Source organism: Alcanivorax limicola, from assembly GCF_019931215.1.
Lineage (GTDB): Bacteria > Pseudomonadota > Gammaproteobacteria > Pseudomonadales > Alcanivoracaceae > Isoalcanivorax > Isoalcanivorax limicola.
This window is the reverse complement of the sequence record NZ_JAIOUB010000001.1, coordinates 33,552-54,741: the sequence shown is the minus strand read 5'-3', so window position 1 is coordinate 54,741 and position 21,190 is coordinate 33,552. Positions and strand designations below refer to the sequence as shown.

Here is a 21,190-nt window from a genome sequence, read left to right as displayed (position 1 = left end):
GCAAGGAGGGCGACATGCCCAACATGCACCACCAGCCTCCCCACAGCGGCGAGCACGGCGGCAAAGCCGGTGACAACAAGGTTGTCTCGCTATGCCACCACCGCAACCAGCGCCGCGCCCGGCACGATGATACGGGCCTGTCTCCGCCCGCACACATTGTGCGTCTGTCGCCGGAATACGACGGCATAGAGCTGCTTTACGCCAACGATCGCCACCCGGACAAACTCTTCTCATTGAAAGTGCTCGCCTGGGCCATGCTTGATGACGACAGCATCACCGCCCTGGTGCCCTGGCTGAAACGCGTTGTGGCCGCAGAACAGCTGGAGGACCCGCTCAATGGCCGCTGGATGGGTTATCGCCTGCCGGGCAGCGACTATCTGTTCACCGATATCCCCGATCACAAGGTGCAGGAACTCAATGCTGCTGTAGACTTTTTCGGTCACGGCGCGAGTGGTCAGCAAATTCCCGACACCATCGGCACCCATGCCGTGTTTTCCAGCGACGGCTTTCACACGATCCGGCTGGTGGAAGTGGTCAGCTGGCAGCTCACCACCCGCGGCGAAGTCCACGCGCTGGTCGCCGATGAGACAGAAATCACCCGCACGCCGGTGCTCCCTGGTGACCCCTGCCTGTCTGATGCCCAGACCCATGCGGACTTCTGTTACTTCTTCCAGCACGGCATTGCCAACCGCATCAAGGACCAGGACCCCGAGGCGCTGGCGGCCATTGCCACCCTGGCAGAGTAGCCACAGCCCGCCGTGATAGCGGTTTGCTATCACAGGAATCAGGGAATACCACTTCTGACGCAGCGCCGTGGCCCGTAATCTGGCAACATCAGACGTCGCAACACCTCTCTTTGATCCGGCGCTCACCGCCAATATGGAATGCCCGCAGCGAACAACGGAATCGCGCGCGGGTATTTTTTTGTCTGGTCGTTGGCTACTTCTTGCGAATCCAGAAGCGAAACTGCGCCCCCTCCACACGCTGGTGCGCCAGCGTGTGGCCGAGAAACTGGCAGAAACGTGGAATGTCACGGGTGGTGGACGGGTCGGTGGCCAGCACCTCCAGCACCTCGCCGGAAGCCATGTCGCGCACCCGGTTGTGCAGCAGCATCACCGGCTCAGGGCATACCAGACCACTGGCATCCAGATGATGCTGGGCCGTTGGCGCCTGTTCTGTGGAGGGTTCAGTCATGGTGTAACTCATTCAACGTGTGGCTCATTCAGCGTGTGACTTATTCAACTTGCATGTCAGCCTGCAGGCCTGATCAGCGACGCGCTTGCTGGCTGCGCCACCATAACGGGATGGCCATTATAGCCGCCAGGCACAGCAGTGCCGAGAACAGAAAATGGCCGCTGAAGCCCAGCCACTCGGCACTGAAGCCGCTGGCCAGCGCAAACAGCCCCACCGCCATCAACTGCATGGAGGCCTGCAGGGTGTAATCCGCCCCCTCATGCCAGGCCCGGCACTGATCCATCATCACGGTGAACAGCGCGACCGTCGCCATGGCATCGGCACACTGCTCCGCCATGGCCAGTGCCCAGATTTGCCCTGTCGACGCCTCGCCGGCCGCCAGCCAGGCCCAGCCGGCAAAGGCGAGCGCGTGCAACAGGCCAAATACCGTCAACGCCACCGGGCGCGCCAGCCGCATCATCAGCAGGCCACCCACCACGGCGGCCAGCAGCCCTGCCACAGAGACGGAAAGATCCAGGACGCCGATCTGCGGCAGGGTCCAGCCACTGTCCACCAGAAACGGCTTGAGCATGCGCGACCCGAAACTGTCGCCAACCTTGTAGCCCAGCAACAACAGCAACCACCAGAGCATGCCCGGCCGCCCCCAGAAACGGGTGATTTCCCGGCGCCAGGCGCGAAAATCCAGCCGCTGACGGCTGGCCGGATCTTGCTGCGTCGCGGGCTCCGGAAAACGCGATACCGGCCACAGCATCAGCAGCAACAGCAACGCCACCAGCAGAAACGTGGTGGTCCAGCCCAGCAGGCCCACCCAGATCAACAGGGCGCCGCCTCCGAGCATCATGCCGAGCTTGTAGCCCGCCACCTGAATGCTGTTGCCTGGCCCGCGCAGGCGCGCCGTCAGCAACCGCACGGCAAGGCCATCCGCCGCAATATCCTGGGTCGCGCAGCACAGATTCAGCAGCCCCAGCAGGCCGATCAGGATAAACAGATGGGTGCTGAACAGCGTCGCCGGATCAATCAGAGCCACACCCAGCACCACCATCGCGGCAGCCGCCTGACAGCCGATGATCCAGCGCTTGCGGTGATTCGGTTGCCCGGCGCCGACCCGGTCGACCCAGGGCGCCCAGATAAACTTCAATGCCCAGGGCAAGGCCGCCAGGCTCAGCAGCCCGATATGCGGCAGCGACATGCCCGCGTCGCGGGCCAGCGCTGGCAGCGCCTTGGCCATCAGCCCCGACGGCAGGCCCTGGGCAAAATAGAACAATGCCAGCACGCCCAGCAAGGAGCGATGCTGCCAGACAGGATGCTGACGCAATGTCGTCAGGGAAGAAGCCATCATGTCCATCCTCTACCTGTCCAGCGCATCATTGGCTACACTTGCGCCCTGATAAAACGGCACCAGGGGAGATGCACGCGTGATTCGGGTATTGATCGAAAGACAGATTGTCGAAGGGCTGGAACAACCCTACAGCCAGGCCGTTACCGGTATGCTGCAAGCGATCGTCCGGGCGCCGGGCTATCTTTCCGGCGAATCATTGCGCGATGCCAATCGCCCGCAGCATCACTTCATTCTTTCTGCCTGGCAGAGTCGCGCGGCATGGATGCGCTGGCTGCACTCCAGTGAGCGCCGCGATGCGCTCAACGATATCAGCCCGTTTCTGGAAGAGCCCGAGCGCATTACCCTGCTGGAGCCGCTGCACGGTCGCCATTAACGCACCACGGCCACGGTAATCTCCTCGCGGTCATGATACAGCTGCGCGGCACGAACGCTATGCCCTGTATTGCGGCTTGCCAACGCGCCCTCCAGACGCTGCAGTAATTCATCCACCGTCGCGTGGCGCTGTTTCATCGGCAGTTTCAGATTGAACACCGCCACGTTGGCCCAGCCGTTGACCAGCCACTTCTCCATCAGCGCCAGCGTGCGTGATGGCTTGTCCACCACGTCGCAGACCAGCCAGTCCAGCGTGCGTGGCGCGCGCCAGGTAAACGCATCCCCGGACACATGGGTCACCGGGTAGTCCGACAGCAGATGCGACGCCAATTTGCCGTGATCCACCGCTGTCACCCGGACACCATGGCGCGCCAGTTGCCAGGTCCAGCCCCCGGGCGCGGCGCCGAGATCCACGCCGGAGCGGCCAGCGCGCAGCCAGTGGGCCCGCTCTGCGGGTGTCATCAACGTCAGCCAGGCCTCTTCCAGTTTCAGCGCCGAGCGACTGGGCGCCACAGCAGGCAACCGCAGGCGGGGAATACCGTTTTCCCAGAGCGAAATCTGCCCGGCATCGGCGCAGCCCATGACGCCGCGCCCGGAATCCTCGAAGAACAGGTGCAGAATGCGCCCACTGCTCTCGTCCGGCACTTCTTGTAACAGGCCTTGCTGTTTGAGCGCCCGCTCAAACGCCTGACGAAAGCCCTTGATGAAGCGTTGCAGGCCACGGCCCTCATTGGTGTCCGGGTATTCCAGGCGCACAGCGCTGAACGGCCCCAGTGGCCGGGCCATCGCCACCAGCGGTGTCACGCGATCAGCAGGCGGCAAATCCGAGAATGCCTGCACCACCGGCCAGGCCGTGCGCGGGAAGATCAGCCCCCGGCGCCCCGAAGACCCGCTACACAGAACCCCGGCATCCTGCCCGGGGGTGTGCCAGGTCAGCCAGCCCGCGTCTTGCCGGGCCCGGGCATAGCCGCCCATGCCCCGCTCCGCCGTGCGCTGGGTCAGTTCTGCTGCGCAATCCGCCTCAAAACCGGGCCGGCAAAGCACCAGCAGACTGTCGAGGATGGTCATGAGTTACCTCAGGTGGTTACAATGAACGCCATTGTCGTCTCTCTAAAAAGTAAAACAACAAAAGTAAAACAACTATGACACCTTTCGCTCTCAGGGCCCTGCCGCCCACACGCCTGATCTCTGCCTGGATCTCTCGCGCCAGTGCTGTTCGCCCGGCACTGCGTGGGGCCTTGCTGACGCTTGCCATGCTGCACGGCGCGGCCGCCGGTGCCAGCGACGCGCTTGCGCCGCCGGATGTCGATCTCTTTGCCGAGGTGCAGTACGCCCGGGCCGACTTGCGTCAGTTTGATCAGGACAGCCGTGCCGAGGGGTACCGTTTGCGCGGCGGCATCTGGTTCAACAGCCTTGAGCGCCACGGCGTGGAAGTTGCCCTGGAAGGTGCCCTCAGCCAGTTCGTACGCGACACCCGGGACAGCGAATTTACCCGCGACCCGACCCCGCAGGAAATCGCGGCCCCGCCGGGCGGCATCGGCACGCTCGAGGACGTGGATGTCCGCGCCCAGGACCGGCTGGACATCAGCGGGTTCGAGATCGGCGGCAGGCTGATGCATGAGAAGATCGTTTATATTCGCGGCGGCTTGCTGGCCTACCGGACCAAGACACGCAACAACAGTGTGCTCACCTACAATGGCAGCACGGGTAGCGTCACGGTGCAGCCCGTTGCTGCCACAGACAGCCTGTCCGGCACCGGGACCTATGCCGGCCTGGGCATCAATGTGGCGCTGGTCCAGGACATCAGTCTGGTGCTGGACGTCACCCGCTATCGGATCGAATCAGAGAATGTGGACAGTTTCGCTGCGGGCCTGCATCTGCGCTTCTGACGCCCTCAGCGGACGAACACCACCGTCTTGTTGCCATCCACAATCACGCGGTCTTCCAGGTGCCAGCGCACGGCGCGCAGTAACACACTGCGCTCCACATCCTGCCCCAGCGCCTTGAGGTCTGCCGGGCCATGACGGTGTGACACCCGCGCCACGTTCTGCTCGATGATCGGCCCCTGATCCAGGTCATCGGTCACGTAATGGCTGGTGGCGCCAATCAGTTTGACGCCCCGCTCCCAGGCTTGCTGGTAGGGATTGGCACCCACAAAGGCGGGCAAGAACGAGTGATGGATATTGATGATGCGGTGCGGATGTTGGGCCACGAATGCCGGGCTGAGAATCTGCATGTAACGCGCCAGCACAACCAGATCCGCCTGCCCTTCCAGTAAAGACAGCGCCTGCTGCTCCGCTTCAGCCTTGTTGTCGGCGGTCACCGGAATATGGTGATACGGAATGCCGAAACGCTCGACCTCACCACGCAGATCATCATGATTGCTGATCACCATGCTGATGGTCGCCGGCAGATCGCCACCCATGGTGCGCCAGAGCAGCTCCATCAGCGCATGGTCGTGGCGTGACACCATGATCGCCATGCGCTTCTTCTGCGCTGCCAGGGTCAGTTGCCAGTCCATGCCGTATTGCCGTGCCACCCGTGACTCGAAGGCATTTTTCAGCGTATCCCAGGAGCAATCCAGGCCCGGTGTCTGGAATTCCATGCGCAAAAAGAAGGTGCCGGAATCCGGATCAGAGGCGTGCTGATCGAAGTCGGTAATATTGGCACCATGGTGATACAGGAAGGTGCTTACCGCGCTGATGATGCCTGGCTGGTCAGGACAGGTGATCAGCAGCCGTGCCGTGGTGGCATCCACCACCTGGCCGCTCTTCAGGTCCGGCTCAATGCTCGCCAAAATATTCTCTCCGGTACGCCGACGGGGTCTTGCCGGTCCATTTCTTGAAGGCGCGATGGAACGAGCTGGCTTCGCTGAAGCCCATCAACAACGCAATTTCATCAATGGAAAGGTCCGGTTTCGACAGATAGTAGATCGAGGCGTCTTTACGGATCGTGTCCTTGATCTCCTGATAACTGGTGTTGCCCTCTTTCAGGCGCCGGCGCAACGTCTGCGGCGTCATGTTCAGCTTTTCGCAGATCTCCGAGAAATCCGGGAAATTATTGCCGTATTCCTTGGAGATGATGGCACGAATCTGTGCCGGCAGCCCCACGTTGTGGATATTGCCGTCGATCAGCTGCGCCAGGGAGTCCCTCAGAAAACGTGACAGCGACAACTGGTTCTGCACCAGTGGCAAATCCAGATAATCGCTGTTGAAGATCACCACATTGGTTTCGGATTCGAAGACCACCGGACAGACAAACACGGATTTGTAATCTTCATCTACCGGGCCGCTCTTGGCAAAATCGAACTCCACCCGCTGACCTTCAATGGCCTTGCCCACCAGCCAGCTCATGAAGCGCAGCGACAACATCAGCGTTGATTCAATGATGACCTCACGGAAATCCAGACGCGGATCAGCCTTGACCACCAGCCAGGCGCGCTCACCCTCCCGATGCAGCTCAGTGTGCACATGCAGGTCAAACAGGTCGTAGAACTGGATGCCCCGGCGTATGGCCTTCTCCAGATTGGAACAATTGATGACGGCATGGGCCATCATGCTGAAGGTCCCGGGCTTCGACTTGCGCCCCTGGCCGAAGCCCAGAAACTCATCCTGAGTCTGCTGCATCACTTCCAGCATCAGACGGATGAAGGCATCCCGCCCGATGCGGGCATCGGGGTCGTCCAGCAGCGCCCGGGGAATACTGGCGGCTTCAAGCAGCGCCGGAATCGAGGCGCCGGAGCGCGCAGCCCCCTGAAGCACACGGATCACGTGACTGATTGCGATGGTGTTGCGTCTAAACATCCTGATGCCATTGCGGCGCGCGCCGCCCTGAATTCTTGTTCACCCCGATGGGCAACCCGGCAACGCAGCTCCCACCGACCAGAAATTCTCTTTATAAATCATATCACTACAGACGGCGCAGCCACTATCATCCAGGCATACCCGAGGGCTCAGCGCTCACGCGACGCACCATGATAGTTAATGTCAGCCAGATTGGCACATTACGTCATTGAGCGAAGCCCCGCAGGACGCAGACCATACCATCTTCCGCCAAGGAGGAAACAGCAGATGTCCACACTGAATTTCGATGACAAAGTGGTAATCGTCACCGGCGCTGGCAACGGTCTGGGCCGCAGTCATGCACTCGCCTTCGCCGCCCGGGGCGCCCGGGTTGTGATCAACGATCTCGGCGGCTCCGCCACCGGAGAGGGCGCCGACCGCTCAGCGGCGGACAAGGTCGTGGACGAGATCACCGCCGCCGGCGGCGAAGCTGTCGCCAACCATGACTCCGTGACCGACGGCGACCGCATTGTCCAATGCGCCCTGGACAACTTTGGCCGGGTGGACATCGTCATCAACAACGCCGGCATTCTGCGCGATAAATCGTTTCATAACATGACCGAGGACGACTGGGATCTGGTCTACAACGTGCATGTCAAAGGCGCCTTCAAGGTCACCCACGCCGCATGGCCCCATCTGCGGGAACAGGAGTACGGGCGCATCATCTTCACCGCCTCCGCTGCCGGCATCTATGGCAACTTTGGCCAGGCCAACTACGCCATGGCCAAGCTGGGGCTGCATGGCATGGCCCAGAGCCTGGCCATCGAAGGGGCCAAGCGCAATATCGTCGTCAACACCATCGCCCCGATTGCCGGCAGCCGCATGACCGCCACCATCATGCCGCCACAGATCGTCGAGCAACTGAAACCCGAATTCGTCACGCCACTGGTGCTCACGCTCTGCCATGAGGCGCACCGCGACAGCGGCAGTCTCTATGAGGTAGGGGCAGGCTGGATCGGCAAGCTGCACTGGGAGCGCTCCAAAGGCCACGGCTTCCCCATCTCGCAACCCCTGACCCCCGAGGCGATCGTGGAGCAGTGGTCCGCGATCACCGACTTCACCGATGCAGACCACCCCGGCAATGGCCAGGAAGCCATCATGGCAATGCTCGGCAATCTGCAGAACACTTGAGGAGAACACCTGAGGAAAGCACCTGAGCGAATGGCCGCGCAACCAGCCGCCCTGGCGGCCGGTTGACGCCCTCTTGACCAACATCCGTGAATACTCGGCGGATTATAAAGAGGGGAAGCGGCCATGAGCGCTATCAACAGCCTTACCGAGCACTACCGTCAGATTCTTGTCGACATCGGCGAAGACCCGGATCGCGAGGGCCTGCGTGACACACCCAAACGCACTGCCAAGGCCATGTCTTTCCTGACCGAGGGCTACACTCGCTCGCTGTCAGACGTCACCAACAACGCAGTATTCGAATCGGCCAGTGACGAAATGGTCGTGGTGCGCGGCATCGAATTCTATTCCCTGTGCGAGCACCATATTCTGCCTTTCTTCGGCACCTGCCATATTGCCTACATTCCGGATGGCAAAGTGTTGGGCCTGTCCAAATTTGCACGGGTGGTGGACATGTTTGCCCGCCGCCTGCAAATCCAGGAAACACTGACATTCCAGGTCGCCCACGCCATCCAGGAAGTCACCGGCGCCAAAGGCGTGGGGGTGGTGATGGATGCCCAACATCTGTGCATGATGATGCGCGGTGTGGAGAAGCAGCACTCATCCACCACCACCTCCGTCATGCTGGGCACCTTGCGGGAGTCAGCCGCAGCCCGCAGTGAGTTCCTGTCACTGATCAAGGGCTAGGGCGTGAGTGGCAAGCTGGTACTGATCCTCGGCGACCAGCTCACCGACACCCTGAGCTGCCTCGCCGCGGCGGACCCGAAGCGCGACAAGGTGGTCATGGCGGAAGTGCTGGCCGAGGCCACCTATGTGCGCCATCACAAGAAGAAGATCATTCTGATCTTCTCGGCCATGCGTCACTTTGCCGACACCTTGCGCAGCAAGGGCTGGCACGTCGACTACTTCACCATCAACGATGGCCTGCCGGATATCGCGGCGGCCGTGGCCCGTAGCGCCGCGCAACATGACAGCGAACGGATTGTGACCACCGAGTGTGGCGAATGGCGACTGGATCAGGACATCCGCAGCTGGCCTGAGCAGCTGAAGTTGCCCGTCGACATCCTCACCGACGACCGCTTCCTCTGCGACAAGGCGCAATTCGCTGATTGGGCCAGCGGCCGCAAGCAACTGCGCATGGAGTACTTCTACCGAGACATGCGTCGCCAGACGGGTCTGCTGATGACCCCGGATGGCAAGCCCGAGGGCGGCCAGTGGAATTTTGATGCCGAAAACCGCAAACGCTTTGACGGCAGCCGCCCTCTCGCACGCCCGATGCAGTTTACGCCAGACGCCATCACCGACGCGGTCATTGCGGATGTCGAAACACACTTCCCCGATCATTTCGGTGACAGCACACCCTTCTGGTTACCGGTGACGCGAAAGCAGGCACGCCAGGCGCTGACGCATTTCATGGACAAGGGCCTGCCCGCCTTCGGTGATTATCAGGATGCCATGACCAGCGCCGACGACTTTCTGTTTCATTCGGTGTTATCGCCGGCCATCAACTGCGGCCTGCTGACTCCCAGTGAGGTCTGCCATGCCGCCGCAGAGCGCTACTACAGCGGCCATGCACCGCTGAATGCCGTGGAAGGTTTCATCCGGCAGATCATCGGTTGGCGAGAATACGTGCGCGGTATCTACTGGCTGACCATGCCCGGGTATCTCGACGAAAACCGCCTGGAGAGCCATGCCCCGCTGCCCTGGTTTTACTGGGACGGCAACACGCGCATGCGCTGTGTCAGCGAGGCGGTCCGCGCCACCCGCGAACACGCCTACGCCCATCACATCCAGCGCTTGATGGTCACCGGCAATCTGGCTCTGCTGCTGGGTGTGGACGTCAAAGCCATCCATGAATGGTATCTGGCGGTCTACGCAGACGCGTATGAGTGGGTGGAGTTACCCAATACCCTGGGCATGGTCATGCATGCGGACGGCGGCTATCTGGGCTCCAAACCCTATGCCGCCAGCGGCAAATACATACAGCGCATGTCCGACTATTGCGCTGACTGCCCCTACTCTGTCAGCACTGCTGAACAAGACAATAGCTGCCCGTTCAACAGCCTCTACTGGCATTTCATCCAGCGGCATGAGAAGCGCTTTGCGAACCACCCACGGATGGCAATGATCTATCGGAGTTGGGAGAAGATGGATGGCAAAAAACGTGACGCCATCCTTCGGCGCGCGGAGAAGCTGCTGACGAGGCTGAAGCGGAAACCCGGAGAGGCCGAGCTTGAGCCTCCCTTGTAAACCGGGATGATCGGGAGGGGGCTGAACTCCCGGTCATCCCGTGCTGGTACGATACCTCAGAAATTCCAGCGGGCACCCAGGCGAATCTGATCGTAATCAAGATCACCACCAGCCCCGCCACCGAAATCGATATCGAGCTCTTCAAAGCGGAAGTCCAGAGCAAAAGACAGATTTTCAGTAGCGTGGAAAAGGCCACGTAACTGATAGCGCAGGGCCTCAATCTCAGCGCCCACGTTCTTGCCATAATCGACATGGCTGACAGACGCATTGATTTCAAACTGATCCGCCGGCGCCCAGCGCAGACCTGCACCAATGCCAAAACCCGAGAAAGAGGCGCCCAAGAAAGATATGTTCTCGTAGTTCAAGACACCATAAACGTCCAGGGCACTGCTTGCGCTCTCCATCAGGCCAAAACGCCCGCCCACGCCGAAGGAGAACTGATCAAATGCGGCATCATCACCACTGTCATCGAAATAACCCTGTGTACTCTGACCAGCAATGAATACGTTCGGGTGCAGCAGAGCAGATCCCTCAAGCGCAAAGCCATCCACATCCTCAGAGAATCCGCTCTCCGAGAGCTCGCCGTCGACGATAATGTCCAGCTGCAAATAGTCGTAACTAATCAGGCTTTGGGCTGAAGCCGCGAAAGGCACGGCGGCCAACGCGATGGCCGCAGCCAGTCCATTGATTTTATTCATAATTAATCCCTCAATCTTGTAGATATAGCCCCACAGAAAGCCTACCGCGCGGTCATCATCGGCACAAGCACCCGGCAACCTGATCGTTCTGGCTCCCCTTGTCACACCCCGGTCTGCCTCGCGCACCGGGGCGTGCCCGGGTTCAAGGTTCTGCCGGTGCTGAAATGATCGGTTCAGACACATACTCCAGTTGCGCGTCGCCGGTCTCGATGCCGAGGTAGAGCGCGCCGGTCAGCAGCACCGGCTGGCCGATTTCCAGCTCAATGGTCAGCGCGATCGGTGACAGGTTCTGCTGTCGAATCTGCAGGCGGCCATCATCAAGAAACGTCAGCGCCCCGCTCAGCTCCAGCGTCAGCGGATAGCTGCGCAGGTTGTGCGCCACCGGCAACAGTTCACCGCCCAGGTTATGGTTCACGACCTCGGGGTCCAGTTCCGGCGCGTCCAGGTACAGTGACAGTTGCGCCATGAAACGCGCCTCGCCGGCCTCCTCAACGATCCACCCCTTGATGCGGCCGTAATCCGGCGCTTCACACTCTCCAGAGGCCGCGTTACAGGTATAACGCATGCGCATGACCTGCGGCCCTGTCTGCGCGGGGAGCGCCTCAAAGTTCAGCGATGCAGCGATATCTGACAACTCGACGTGCACCACAGTGCCGGACAGCAGCACCTGGGTGGGATGGATATAGGCCAGCACACCCCCCTGATCCTTGACCTGGTCGGGAATGCCCGGATCGGCCGCGTCGATGTCTTCCGGCGGTACATAGCCGTACACCTCCACATCCAGATTGCCGTTCAGAAACAGGTAGGTCTCGTCAGGGCAATCCAGCGGCGCATCGTCGGCATCAAAACCACACCCCACATTGGCATCGCGCAGGGCATTGCCCGAGGCCGCTGTGCCATCAGCATCAGGGTTGGCATCCGGATTGCGTGACAGCCGCGTGCTGTTTGCCAGCGCCATCGGGTCCACGGAGGGCAGCGTCTCACCGGCGTCTAATACGAAATTGGCATTCACGTCCGCCCCGGGCAGATTGCGCAAGGCTTGCATCACGGCATGTGAGGGCGGCGCGCCCAGAAAATGAATGGCCATATCCGGCCCGCCTGCCGTCGCCGGCACGGCCTCGTCGGGGGTTTGCGCCAGTAACCGGGTTTGCAGCGGCAAGCCGCGCCGGTCACAGATGGCGTCGCTGCCGCAGACCGGATCCAGCTCGGACGAACGCAGGGTATAGCGATACAGACTGCCGACCGTCCAGGGCGCGGTCGGGGTAAACGTCAGCGTGCGCATCCCGACCGTCACCTGGCCGTCAACCGGATCACCCACCGGATCGCCTGCGGCGTCAATCTCCTCCACCACAAGGGTGTCTGCGGTCACCGAATCCGGATCCATGTCCTGGGAGAAGGTAACCCTCAAGGAACGATCCGCGGGCAGGCGCGCCAACGGCAGGTGATCGTCGTCCGGCTTCCCACCCAGGCAACGGCCGGCATCATGGTTCGCCAGGTCGGCTTGTTCGGTAACGCAGGGGAAGCCCGGATAGGCACTCAGCACCACCGGGGCACGCGGCTGCTCCGTGACAAAGGTCGGCAAGGCAAACGTATCTTCCTGCACCGCCAGGGCATTGCCCGCCAGGTCGGTAATGCCGTCCTCCAGCACCAGGCTGTATTCGCGCGGCGTGGCATCAGGGCTGTAGATCAACGGTTCCACCGGTCGAATGACCAGGGCGGCACCGTCGGTGTGAACACGGGGCGTCTCCGCCAGCAGACCGTTCTCATACAGGTGCACACGCCCGACCAGTGTGGTGGGGTCGAGAACCTTGGTGAAATTCAGGACCAGCGGATCGCCGGGACGGATCAGCTCAGGGTGGGTGCCGGGCAGCCCGCTCTGCAGCTCGGGCGGCGTCGTGTCGTCCAACGGGGGCGGCGGGTGGTTTTGATCCAGATAGGAGCGCATGGAAAAACTCAGCACACTGCGCGCAGATTCGTCGCCCAGGATACGAGGCTCCGCCACGCCCACCGCATCGACGACCAGCCTGCCCTCCTCGACAAACACGGTGCCCACCAGCTCAAGATGCATCAGGTTCTGCGTGACGGCCGCATTGGCCCGGGGATCTTCCGTGGTAATGGCCACGTCCATGTACAGTTTCAGCCAGCGCGGCGCACCGGGCAGGCTGCTGTAGGGATTCTCCAGCATGTAACCCATGGCGTCCGATACAAACTGGATCTCCACCGCGCCCGAGTCGAAACCGGCCGGCACGGCGCCGCCAATCAGCACCTCGAGAGACGTACCGCTCAGGCGCGAGCCGCGCGCAATACGCAACGGCGAGGTATCCGGAAACGTGGGGATATGGGCCAGCTCGGCCCGTATGTCGCCGCTCTGCTGGGTGCTGTTGTCCTCGCCCAGCAATACCGAGGCCATGGGCACCATATTGACCGGCTCGCCGGTCAGCGGCGACACAACTGCCCCGCCCTGCGCGTCCGGCACTTCCTGCACCATGGTGGAGCGATTCCCCGTGTCCTGCGGCGAGAACGTCAGGCTGTACGCGTCCAGCGCATCACCATAGGCACTTCGGATGCCGCCGAGCAGTTGCAGGGTGTAGTCCTCACCCGGCAGCAACTCGGTCAGGGGATCAAGCGTCAGGTGACGCCCGCGCACCAGCACCTGCGCTGGCACCAGCGCACCCTCGCTGTCGGTCAGGCTCAGGGTATCGCCATAGCGCACCGTGTCCCGCGCCAGCGGTTGCGTAAACAGCAACCGGAAGTTGGAGAACGCCAGAATGGGCAACGCCTCGCCATCCGGAATCTGACGCTGCACAGTAAAACCCGTGCTGCTGGCCATCTGTTCACGCGGGCCTTCTGCGGCCGCGCCCGTGGTGAACGAGAAGCTGGTCGGTGCCATCTCTCCGGCAGCCAGACTCAGTGCCTCGATCTGCAAGGTGTATTCACTCAAGGGCGCCAGGCGTGCCTCGGGCACAAGCACCAGGCCGCGCCCCTCGCCCACCTCGCGATGGCTGAACGCCACCGTCTCCCCCTCGCCATCCAGTAACGTCAGACGACTCTCCGGGTGCGACGCGGTGATCTCGCTGCTGAAGCGCAGCACCAGCGGTGCCGACGCGGGCACTTCAATCTGTTGCGGCGCCGGATAGCTGTATACCAACCCTTGCTGGCCGGCGTAGCGATCCGGCCCTTGCCGGATGTCCGCCTTGTCATCCCCGCAACCGGCCAGCAGCAGCGCGCTCATCAGCAGCGCCCCGATCAGCGGCGCATTGAATGCAGGTAACCTGATGCCTGTCATGATGTGCTCCTTACTACGCCCGGTCAGAATCGCAGCGTCACGCTGCCCGCAAAAACATGCACCTCGCCCTTGGCGCGCACGGTTTCCAGTGGGTCGGGATCTGACGGGTCCGACGTCACCAGATCAAACTCGCGATGTTTGAGATGATGGAACTGGTAGCCGACATCAATCTGTACCGGATGCGCCATGAACGGCAGGCGGTGGGCCACCACGCTCAAACCCAGACCCAGCACCAGCTTGTCGTTATCCAGATAATTGACGTCCGGGGTGCGCGTGCTGCGCAACGCCGAACGCTCCCAGGCGGCGCCAGTCTTGACGGTAAAATGCTCACTGACGTCGTGTTCAAGGCCGAGGCGTGGAATCACGATATCGCGAAAACGTGCTTCGGCCTGATCGCGCACGGTGTCCCCTTCGAATTCGCGGCTCAGCCGTTGCCATGTCTGGTATTCCCCGGTCAGCCCCACACGGGTGCGGCCAGCAAACGCGTACTGTATGCCCAGGGTGGTAATCTCCGGCTGAAATGAATCGATGGCTCTGATGGCCAGCTCAAGTCCCGGCCCGGTCACGGTGCCGGGAATTTCTGCCTCGGCATCCACACGCACACGGGTGTTGGAATAGCCGCGATAGCCCAGTGCAATATCCAGATGATCCATCCAGCAGTCTTGCACGCTGCAGAACGTCTCGCCCATGTTGACGTGGAACCCGAGGATCGGCCGCAGCACCGGCTCGGCGGTGACATCCAGTCGTTCGCGGCGGGTATCTCCCTGGAGATTCGTCTCGGTATACAGCTTGGCGTCACTGTGCAGCGTCAACCGGAGCGCTGCGCCGAAATTAATGCCTCGCCACAATTGGGTGCCGACGCCGATCGACAGGAACAACGGTTGCCGACCGTAGTGCAGGAACTGGCCGAACTCGGATGTCTCGGCATTGAACGCCAGCATCTCCTGCGCATACCGCTCTGATCCCAACATGAAACCGAGGTACAGGGGATGCCGGAACGTTGTCAGGTTGCTCAGATCGGTTTTCAGACCCAGCAACAACTGCTGCGACGGGGTGTCGTCCAGCACACTGCCACTGCGTTGCGCGGGCGCCGCGCCGCCGAGGCTTTCCGCACGCAAGGTATGGTCCGCATGGAACAGACCGCCCGTGAGTTCACCTCGGCCGTCCCGCGCCAGGGCGGCGGGATTGTAGTAGACCGACGAGACCTGTGTGCTGAACAGGGACAGTGCTTGCGCCGTGGCCACATCATGAGGCAACACACCGTAGGTGGACGGCGCGTTGCCCATGGCGGCCAGCGTCGGTGTCGCCGCCAGGCTCAGCGCTGCACCGAAAAACGTACCCGCAATCGTTGTTATTTTCATAAGGTTGCCTCCGCGATACCGCTCAGGGAAAACAATGGGATGCCGGCAGCTGCCCGGCCAGCCGCTGTTCGATAAAGGCGTTGACGCCCTCATTGCCGTGATAGACCAGATTCAGATGACGGATCACGCCGGTGTCGCCGCCGGTGTCATGGCTTTGCCAGGTCACGTCCACGCCGAGGGCGCAGTAGTCATCGCGCAGGGTTTGCGCCTGCCCATAGGCCACCAGACTGTCCTGCTGCTCGTGGTACAGATACACCGGCACCGGAATGGGTTGATCACCAAGCTGGTTCTCGGCAATGCGATTGAAACGCTCGGCATTGAGGGGATTGATGTCGGTGAGATCATCCAGCGTGATACCCGCAAACCCCTGCAGCAGCTCCAGCACGCACATGTCCTCCTGCATTGCCTGCAACGCCGCCATGCCCGCCTGATTCACAAAGGGCGCCAACGACAGCTCGGGGTACGCATGGTCCTGCCCCAGCAAGGCATAAAACATGACGCCAAAACCGGGCTCCCCGTTGAGCGGCAGCGCCACCGCCGCCAGATTGGCGGGCACACCGCCCCCGGCCACACCCACCAGATTCAGGGTCGGCGCGTAATCCGGTTGCATCTGCCCGGCCCACATCGCCGCACCGCCGCCCTGGGAATAGCCACGAAACAGCACGGGCGCCAGATCGGAAAGGCCGGCCTCGGGAAAGCGCTGCGCCGCACGCACGCCGTTGATCAGGGCGGCGCCCATGGATCGGCCGACCATGTAGGTGGTGGCCGGGTCCGGGTGATAGCCCTCATAGTCGGTCACCAGCACGGCATAGCCACGCTGCAGCATGTCGTTGAGGGTGGCCTGTTCATAAAAAGCACCCTTGTCGATCATGCGCGAAGGTGCGCAGCGCGCCGCCGGCCCATGCGTCCCCGGGCCCATGCCGATCAGCGGCATGCTGCCCGGATCGCCCGCGCGCGGTACCACCAACGTGCCCGTCACCGCATTCGCTTCACCGAGGGCATCCGTGGAGCGGTACATGACCTGCCAGGCACGTGCCATGGCGCGCGCGGACGGCGGCCCCGCGTTGACCTCACGCGTTTTGATGATGTCGCCCGGCTCACCGGCAGGCAGCGGGACCGGGGGCTGATACCAGTCATCGGCGACGGCGATCAGCGGGCCGCTGATCACTATCGTCAACAGCGCCGTCAGCAGCGCGGTCAGCAACACCGTGAGACGTCCTCTGGTGCGTCTTGTGTCAATCCTGGTTGCGTCGATCATGGTTGCGTCCTCTCTGTTGCGCCCGGTGCCAGACTCGGTGCCAGGCCCATTGCCAGCGCCATACGATTGCCCGTGCCGGTCATGAACAGATTGATAAAGCTTTCCAGGCCGCCACAATTCTCGAACGTCGGCATATCGTAGGTCCCCTCCAGATAGACGCCCTCCAGAACGCCTCCCGCTTCCACGTCAAACGCACCACCGGAGGGGGTTGCCAGATGCAGCGTTATCGGTGTGGCGGTTCGACAGGTTTCGCCGCCACCCGACAGCAACGGCAGACCCAGCATGCGCACGCTGATGGCGGGCACCCGCACGTGCATGAGCGTTTCCGTTGTCAGGGTTTCGCCGTCGAGGTGGCCCTGGGTCTGTGCCACCGGCTCGAACAGCAACTCGGCGTCGGCCGTCAGCAAACGCAACAACCAGCGCATGTGCAGCCGGGTGTGGGCAGGCGCGAAATGCATGTCGGCGGCCAGCGCGCCGTCGTCTTCCAGCACGCCGCTGATCTGGCCCTGTAACGCCGCCGTGCCGTCTGCGGCACGAATCAGCGTCTGCCCGCTTATCGGCAAGGCAAATTCTCCGCCTGCGCTGCCTTCACCCACGATCAGGGTATGCAGGACGTTATCCTGATCCGGTTCAAGCAGACACTCGGCTTCGAATTCGCCGATACCGGTCAGCGCGCCCTGCGCGTCCAGCGGTCGCAGTGTCATGACCAGATGCTCAACCCTGATCGCCACCTCGCCCGCATTCTGTTGTTCAAATATCAACGGCGGCGTCTCGCCCTGCGCGTCAATCTGAAAATCGCCGGGCGCTCCCGGCATGGCTTGCTCGGGCACCGTCATGGGCACCGAGAGGTCCAGCGTCAACGCGGGGCCGTCGATCCGGGCCTGAGCCTGAACCGTGCCCGAAAGCGTGCGCGAACCGAGAAAATCCAGCGCATTGCCAGCTTGCCCGCTGACCAACGCCTCGGCGTTTATCCGGAACGCCTCCGTCAACTCACCCACCGGCACCGTATCCGGTATCTCGGCGGTGATCGCCACCGTGAGGGGCTGTTCTTCCAGCAGCGGGAATACACAGGTGTACTCCAGCATCAATGAGGGGGTATCGTCTTCGGCATGAGCCGGTGCCAGGGTGGCGATGCCGCCCCAGAACGCCGCAGACAGCACACAGGTGCTGATCAGTCGGCCCGGCCGTATCACTGATTTCATGCAGGTATCCCGAAAAAAAAGCCGGATTGCCCAGGCAGGCCAGGCAATCCGGGGGACTGACTTCAGAGGTCAGCCTCAAGTGAGACATGAATGGTGTTATCCGGACCGGCCATGAACATGTTGATAAAGCCGTCGAACCAGCCACCACAGTTTTCAACCGGAGGCAGGGTGTAGGTCGCCTCGAGGTTACCGCCCAGGAAGGGATCAAACTGCTCGCCTTCAGGCGTCTTCAGCTCAATCTCGATCGCTTCGCTGGTCCGGCACTCATCACCCCCGCCAATCGGCAGCGGGATACCCAGGCCGATCACTCGCACGCGCGGCAGTTTGATATACATGGTCGCGTGAGCGGTGAGCACGCCATCCACCAGGGTGCCGGTGGTTTGCCCGACCATCTCGAACTCCACATCCGCGTCCGATGTAATCCAGCCCATGATCGGACCGAGGAACGGAATATTGTAAAGCGGATAGAGAATCTCGAATTCGCCGTGGGACGGATCAAGCGTGAGATCAGCGACGAAGTCACCCGTTGCCAGATCCAGCACGGCTTGAATGCCACCCGTCAGCGGTACCGTGCCGTGAGGTTTCTTGATGAAAGACTCACCTGTCAGGCTCATCGGGAAATCGACGGTATTCCCGCCCCCGGTGGAACCCTGACCGCTCAGCGGCACCAGCGTGGCGGTGTCCGCCGCGTTGGATTCGATTTCAAGCGTGGCCGCGCGATTGCCGGTGGCCGTGGGCGAGAAAGAGATGGTGATGGCGCAGGTTGCATCCGGCGCGACCGTCGTGCAGTCATTGTTTTCAATAAACTCGCTGGCTTCAGAACCGGTAATGCTGATGCTGTCGACAAACAAGGATTCCAGGCCCGTGTTGCCTATCGTCACCGTCTGCGTCGCGGCGTCGCCGACCTGCACCATGCCGAAGCTGACAGACTCCGGGTTCACGGTGATCTCCGGGGTCGGTGTCATGACACTGGAACCCATCAGCGCCACAGAGACGCTCGGCTCTTCGGCGTCGTTGGACTCGATCACCAGTTCCGCGCTGAAGCTGTCCTCATTGACAGGATAGAAGGTCACATCAATCGTGCAGCTGTCGCCGGCCGCAACGGTGGTGCAATCGTTGCTTTCAGAGAACGCACCGGCATCAGGACCTGCCAGGGTAATATTGTTGATACCCAGCTCTGCGCCGCCCGTATTGGAGACGGTGACAGATTCCGTGACGGTCAGACCACCCTGAACATTGCCGAAATCGAGCTCGTCCGGCGTCACGCTGATACGCGGTTCTGTCGGCGTATCGCCACCCACCGTAAAGCGATGCAGCTCCTGATCCTGTCCGGCATCTACTGCGCAGGACACGATAAAGGCTTCCGGGTTATCCGGGTCCGAGTGCCAGCTGCCGCCGAAATCAACGTAGCTGCCATCGGCACGGCGCGCGATCATGGCCATACGCAAATTGTCTTCGACCGCAATGATCACCTCCCCTTCATTATTCTCCATGAAGGTCAGTGATGGCGTTTCGCCATAGGCGATCAAGTCGAAATCCCCGGCGGACGGAGGCACCGGCTGCTGATCAATGATCATCGGCACGGTCAGATCAAGATTGAGGTTATTGCCGGACAGATTCGAATCGGCGTAGGCCATGCCTTCAATCGTCGTGGCGCTGACGATATTCAGCCCGGTCCAGGTATTGCCCATCGCCGTGGCAACGATATTCAGATCAAACGCCCCGGTGGGCTCGTTGACGGGTATGGTGAGCGGCATATGCGAACTGATGTCCGCACTCAGTGGTTGCACACCGATCAAAGGATATTCACAGCTGTACATCAGCTGCAGATCAACATCGACCGAATTAGCGATGGCGACGCTGCTGCCCATACCGCCGGCAGCCGCTATCAAAACAGCTGTGGCCAGTTTCTTTCTTATCCCGCATGGCGGGCGTCTGTTACTTGTGGACTCCATGATACTTTCCTCCGTATCCCTGTTATTGGCGTTCTTGATGCAGAATGCTCCGATAGGGAATGCTCAAAACAACGAAGCATAATCAGCGCGATCATTATCTGTTCGGGGAGACGGAGGGGGTCATTGATGTAAACGGCAATGATGTTGTCAAATCGGGAATGATGGAAAAACCTGTGAAACACGTCATGACCGGTGCTACATCATGCATCGTTTTTCTTTTTGCGACGACGAACCTCACCGGGCGTCGTGCCCGTCCAGACCCGATAGGCTTTGGTAAAACTGGCCTGATCGCTATACCCGAGCACCTCGGCAATACGTTGCAAGGAAAGATAAGTTTCCGTCAGGTAGCGTGTCGCAAAGGCCTCGCGTATCTCATTGCGCATACCATGGAAGGACGCCCCGGCCCGGCGCAGGTGATGGCGCACAGAGCGGGGGCTCATCTCCAGACGCTCCGCCACCCGCTCCAGGGTGCTGTCGCGCCCCGGGTTATCCAGCAACTTCTGGCGAACCAGTGCGACCACCTCCATATCGCCATTGGCCTGCAAGGATTCGCGCGAGCGCGCACCGGCCAGATAGTAGGAGAGCGACGCATCATTGCTCCAGGGCGGCCGCCCTGAAAGCGGCATCAATACCTGGCTGACAGGTGCACCGAACACCATACTCGAGCCTTCAACCATGCTTTCCCACTCGTTCGCGGGGCGCTGTGCATGAAAATCGAACTCGAAACGCAGATGCCGGCATACCAGAGAGGCCAGTGAATGAACGCTGCCCATGTAAACGGCCACAATGAAGGGTCGCAAACCACCAAGATCCCACACATCATGCAGCCGGACGCGAATCTCTCCACCGACACACTGGATATCCATATCCATAATGGGCAGCGCGACACGAATGTACTGCACATGCATTCTGATCAGATCACGTTGATCCTGCTGCCAGAGCAAGGAGAAACCCAGCAGCCCATGCCCGAGCAGATCCAGCTTCTGACCAAAGCGGAAACCGGCACGCTCATCGTCGAGCAATCGACGCGCCTGATCAAGGATCTGGATGGTTTGTCGCATGTTCAGCATCATATCCGGGTTATCCAGTTCCCGAATATCCAACTCAGCGCCATACAGCACGGCATCTCTCGCGATACCCTGTGCGCCAACAAAATCCAGAAACTGGCGTGCATAGCGCACGGGAATCAAAGGTACTTCGTAGGCCGTGCTGTTCTTCTTATGCAACATGACGGATGTCGCCCACCTCGATGTGCCGGAACACCTGAAAATCTATACATATTGCAGATTATCGTGTCCCCGACGC

The 21,190-nt window shown here is 61.3% G+C and carries 18 protein-coding genes; 6 read left to right on the top strand and 12 right to left on the bottom strand.

The features are described 5' to 3' along the window. The first annotated feature begins 14 nt into the window (after positions 1–14). A complete protein-coding gene (locus tag K8B33_RS00225) occupies positions 15–746 on the top strand; it encodes a hypothetical protein (RefSeq protein WP_223421960.1) in 732 nt (243 codons plus the stop codon). Positions 747–939: 193 nt separating this feature from the next. Here K8B33_RS00225 and tusA read toward each other — a convergent pair whose 3' ends face one another. Both tusA and K8B33_RS00215 read right to left on the bottom strand, forming a co-directional pair. After that, positions 940–1,194, bottom strand: a complete 255-nt coding sequence (gene tusA, locus K8B33_RS00220) for a sulfurtransferase TusA (protein WP_223421957.1) — start codon at positions 1,192–1,194, stop codon at positions 940–942. Between the two features lie 73 nt (positions 1,195–1,267). Further along, on the bottom strand, positions 1,268–2,530 hold the full coding sequence (locus K8B33_RS00215) for an MFS transporter (RefSeq protein ID WP_223421955.1): 1,263 nt from the start codon (positions 2,528–2,530) through the stop codon (positions 1,268–1,270). A 79-nt stretch (positions 2,531–2,609) separates the two neighbouring features. Between K8B33_RS00215 and K8B33_RS00210 the strand changes: the two genes are divergently transcribed. Beyond that, positions 2,610–2,906, top strand: coding sequence for an antibiotic biosynthesis monooxygenase family protein (locus K8B33_RS00210; protein ID WP_223421952.1), 297 nt, complete (start codon positions 2,610–2,612; stop codon positions 2,904–2,906). Here the strand turns inward: K8B33_RS00210 and rlmM are convergent. After that, complete coding sequence (gene rlmM, locus K8B33_RS00205; RefSeq protein ID WP_223421949.1) at positions 2,903–3,973, bottom strand: 23S rRNA (cytidine(2498)-2'-O)-methyltransferase RlmM; 1,071 nt, start codon at positions 3,971–3,973, stop codon at positions 2,903–2,905. The two genes, K8B33_RS00210 and rlmM, sit on opposite strands and share 4 nt — an antisense overlap. A gap of 74 nt (positions 3,974–4,047) precedes the next feature. Between rlmM and K8B33_RS00200 the strand changes: the two genes are divergently transcribed. Then, positions 4,048–4,794: an outer membrane beta-barrel protein gene (locus tag K8B33_RS00200; RefSeq protein ID WP_223421947.1), complete on the top strand. Its 747-nt coding sequence runs from the start codon at positions 4,048–4,050 to the stop codon at positions 4,792–4,794. 5 nt (positions 4,795–4,799) lie between these two features. Here K8B33_RS00200 and purU read toward each other — a convergent pair whose 3' ends face one another. Both purU and K8B33_RS00190 read right to left on the bottom strand, forming a co-directional pair. Beyond that, entirely contained in the window at positions 4,800–5,702 is a 903-nt protein-coding gene (gene purU, locus K8B33_RS00195; RefSeq protein ID WP_263284471.1) for a formyltetrahydrofolate deformylase, read from the bottom strand. Then, positions 5,689–6,708: an AraC family transcriptional regulator gene (locus tag K8B33_RS00190; RefSeq protein ID WP_223421944.1), complete on the bottom strand. Its 1,020-nt coding sequence runs from the start codon at positions 6,706–6,708 to the stop codon at positions 5,689–5,691. Before K8B33_RS00190 ends, purU begins: the two co-directional genes overlap by 14 nt. Before the next feature lie 267 nt (positions 6,709–6,975). Between K8B33_RS00190 and K8B33_RS00185 the strand changes: the two genes are divergently transcribed. The 3 genes from K8B33_RS00185 (at position 6,976) to K8B33_RS00175 (ending at position 10,125) form a co-directional block, all read left to right on the top strand. Further along, positions 6,976–7,878 (top strand): SDR family oxidoreductase, encoded by a 903-nt coding sequence (locus K8B33_RS00185; RefSeq protein WP_223421941.1) that lies wholly within the window; start codon positions 6,976–6,978, stop codon positions 7,876–7,878. Positions 7,879–8,001: 123 nt separating this feature from the next. Beyond that, positions 8,002–8,562, top strand: coding sequence for a GTP cyclohydrolase I FolE (gene folE, locus K8B33_RS00180; protein WP_223421938.1), 561 nt, complete (start codon positions 8,002–8,004; stop codon positions 8,560–8,562). Between the two features lie 3 nt (positions 8,563–8,565). After that, positions 8,566–10,125, top strand: a complete 1,560-nt coding sequence (locus tag K8B33_RS00175) for a cryptochrome/photolyase family protein (RefSeq protein ID WP_223421936.1) — start codon at positions 8,566–8,568, stop codon at positions 10,123–10,125. A 56-nt stretch (positions 10,126–10,181) separates the two neighbouring features. Here the strand turns inward: K8B33_RS00175 and K8B33_RS00170 are convergent, their stop codons facing one another. The 7 genes from K8B33_RS00170 to K8B33_RS00140 form a co-directional block, all read right to left on the bottom strand. Continuing rightward, positions 10,182–10,823, bottom strand: coding sequence for an outer membrane beta-barrel protein (locus tag K8B33_RS00170; RefSeq protein WP_223421933.1), 642 nt, complete (start codon positions 10,821–10,823; stop codon positions 10,182–10,184). Between the two features lie 142 nt (positions 10,824–10,965). Continuing rightward, a complete protein-coding gene (locus K8B33_RS00165; protein ID WP_223421931.1) occupies positions 10,966–14,109 on the bottom strand; it encodes an Ig-like domain-containing protein in 3,144 nt (1,047 codons plus the stop codon). A gap of 23 nt (positions 14,110–14,132) precedes the next feature. Beyond that, positions 14,133–15,470 carry an OmpP1/FadL family transporter gene (locus tag K8B33_RS00160; RefSeq protein WP_223421928.1) on the bottom strand — a complete coding sequence of 446 codons (1,338 nt, stop codon included), beginning with the start codon at positions 15,468–15,470 and terminating at the stop codon, positions 14,133–14,135. 22 nt (positions 15,471–15,492) lie between these two features. Beyond that, on the bottom strand, positions 15,493–16,728 hold the full coding sequence (locus K8B33_RS00155; protein WP_223421925.1) for a lipase family protein: 1,236 nt from the start codon (positions 16,726–16,728) through the stop codon (positions 15,493–15,495). Then, positions 16,725–17,930, bottom strand: coding sequence for a DUF6801 domain-containing protein (locus K8B33_RS00150; protein WP_223421923.1), 1,206 nt, complete (start codon positions 17,928–17,930; stop codon positions 16,725–16,727). Before K8B33_RS00150 ends, K8B33_RS00155 begins: the two co-directional genes overlap by 4 nt. A gap of 62 nt (positions 17,931–17,992) precedes the next feature. Further along, complete coding sequence (locus K8B33_RS00145) at positions 17,993–19,801, bottom strand: choice-of-anchor D domain-containing protein (protein WP_223421921.1); 1,809 nt, start codon at positions 19,799–19,801, stop codon at positions 17,993–17,995. 284 nt (positions 19,802–20,085) lie between these two features. Next, complete coding sequence (locus K8B33_RS00140) at positions 20,086–21,114, bottom strand: helix-turn-helix domain-containing protein (protein ID WP_223421918.1); 1,029 nt, start codon at positions 21,112–21,114, stop codon at positions 20,086–20,088. Positions 21,115–21,190: the final 76 nt, after the last annotated feature.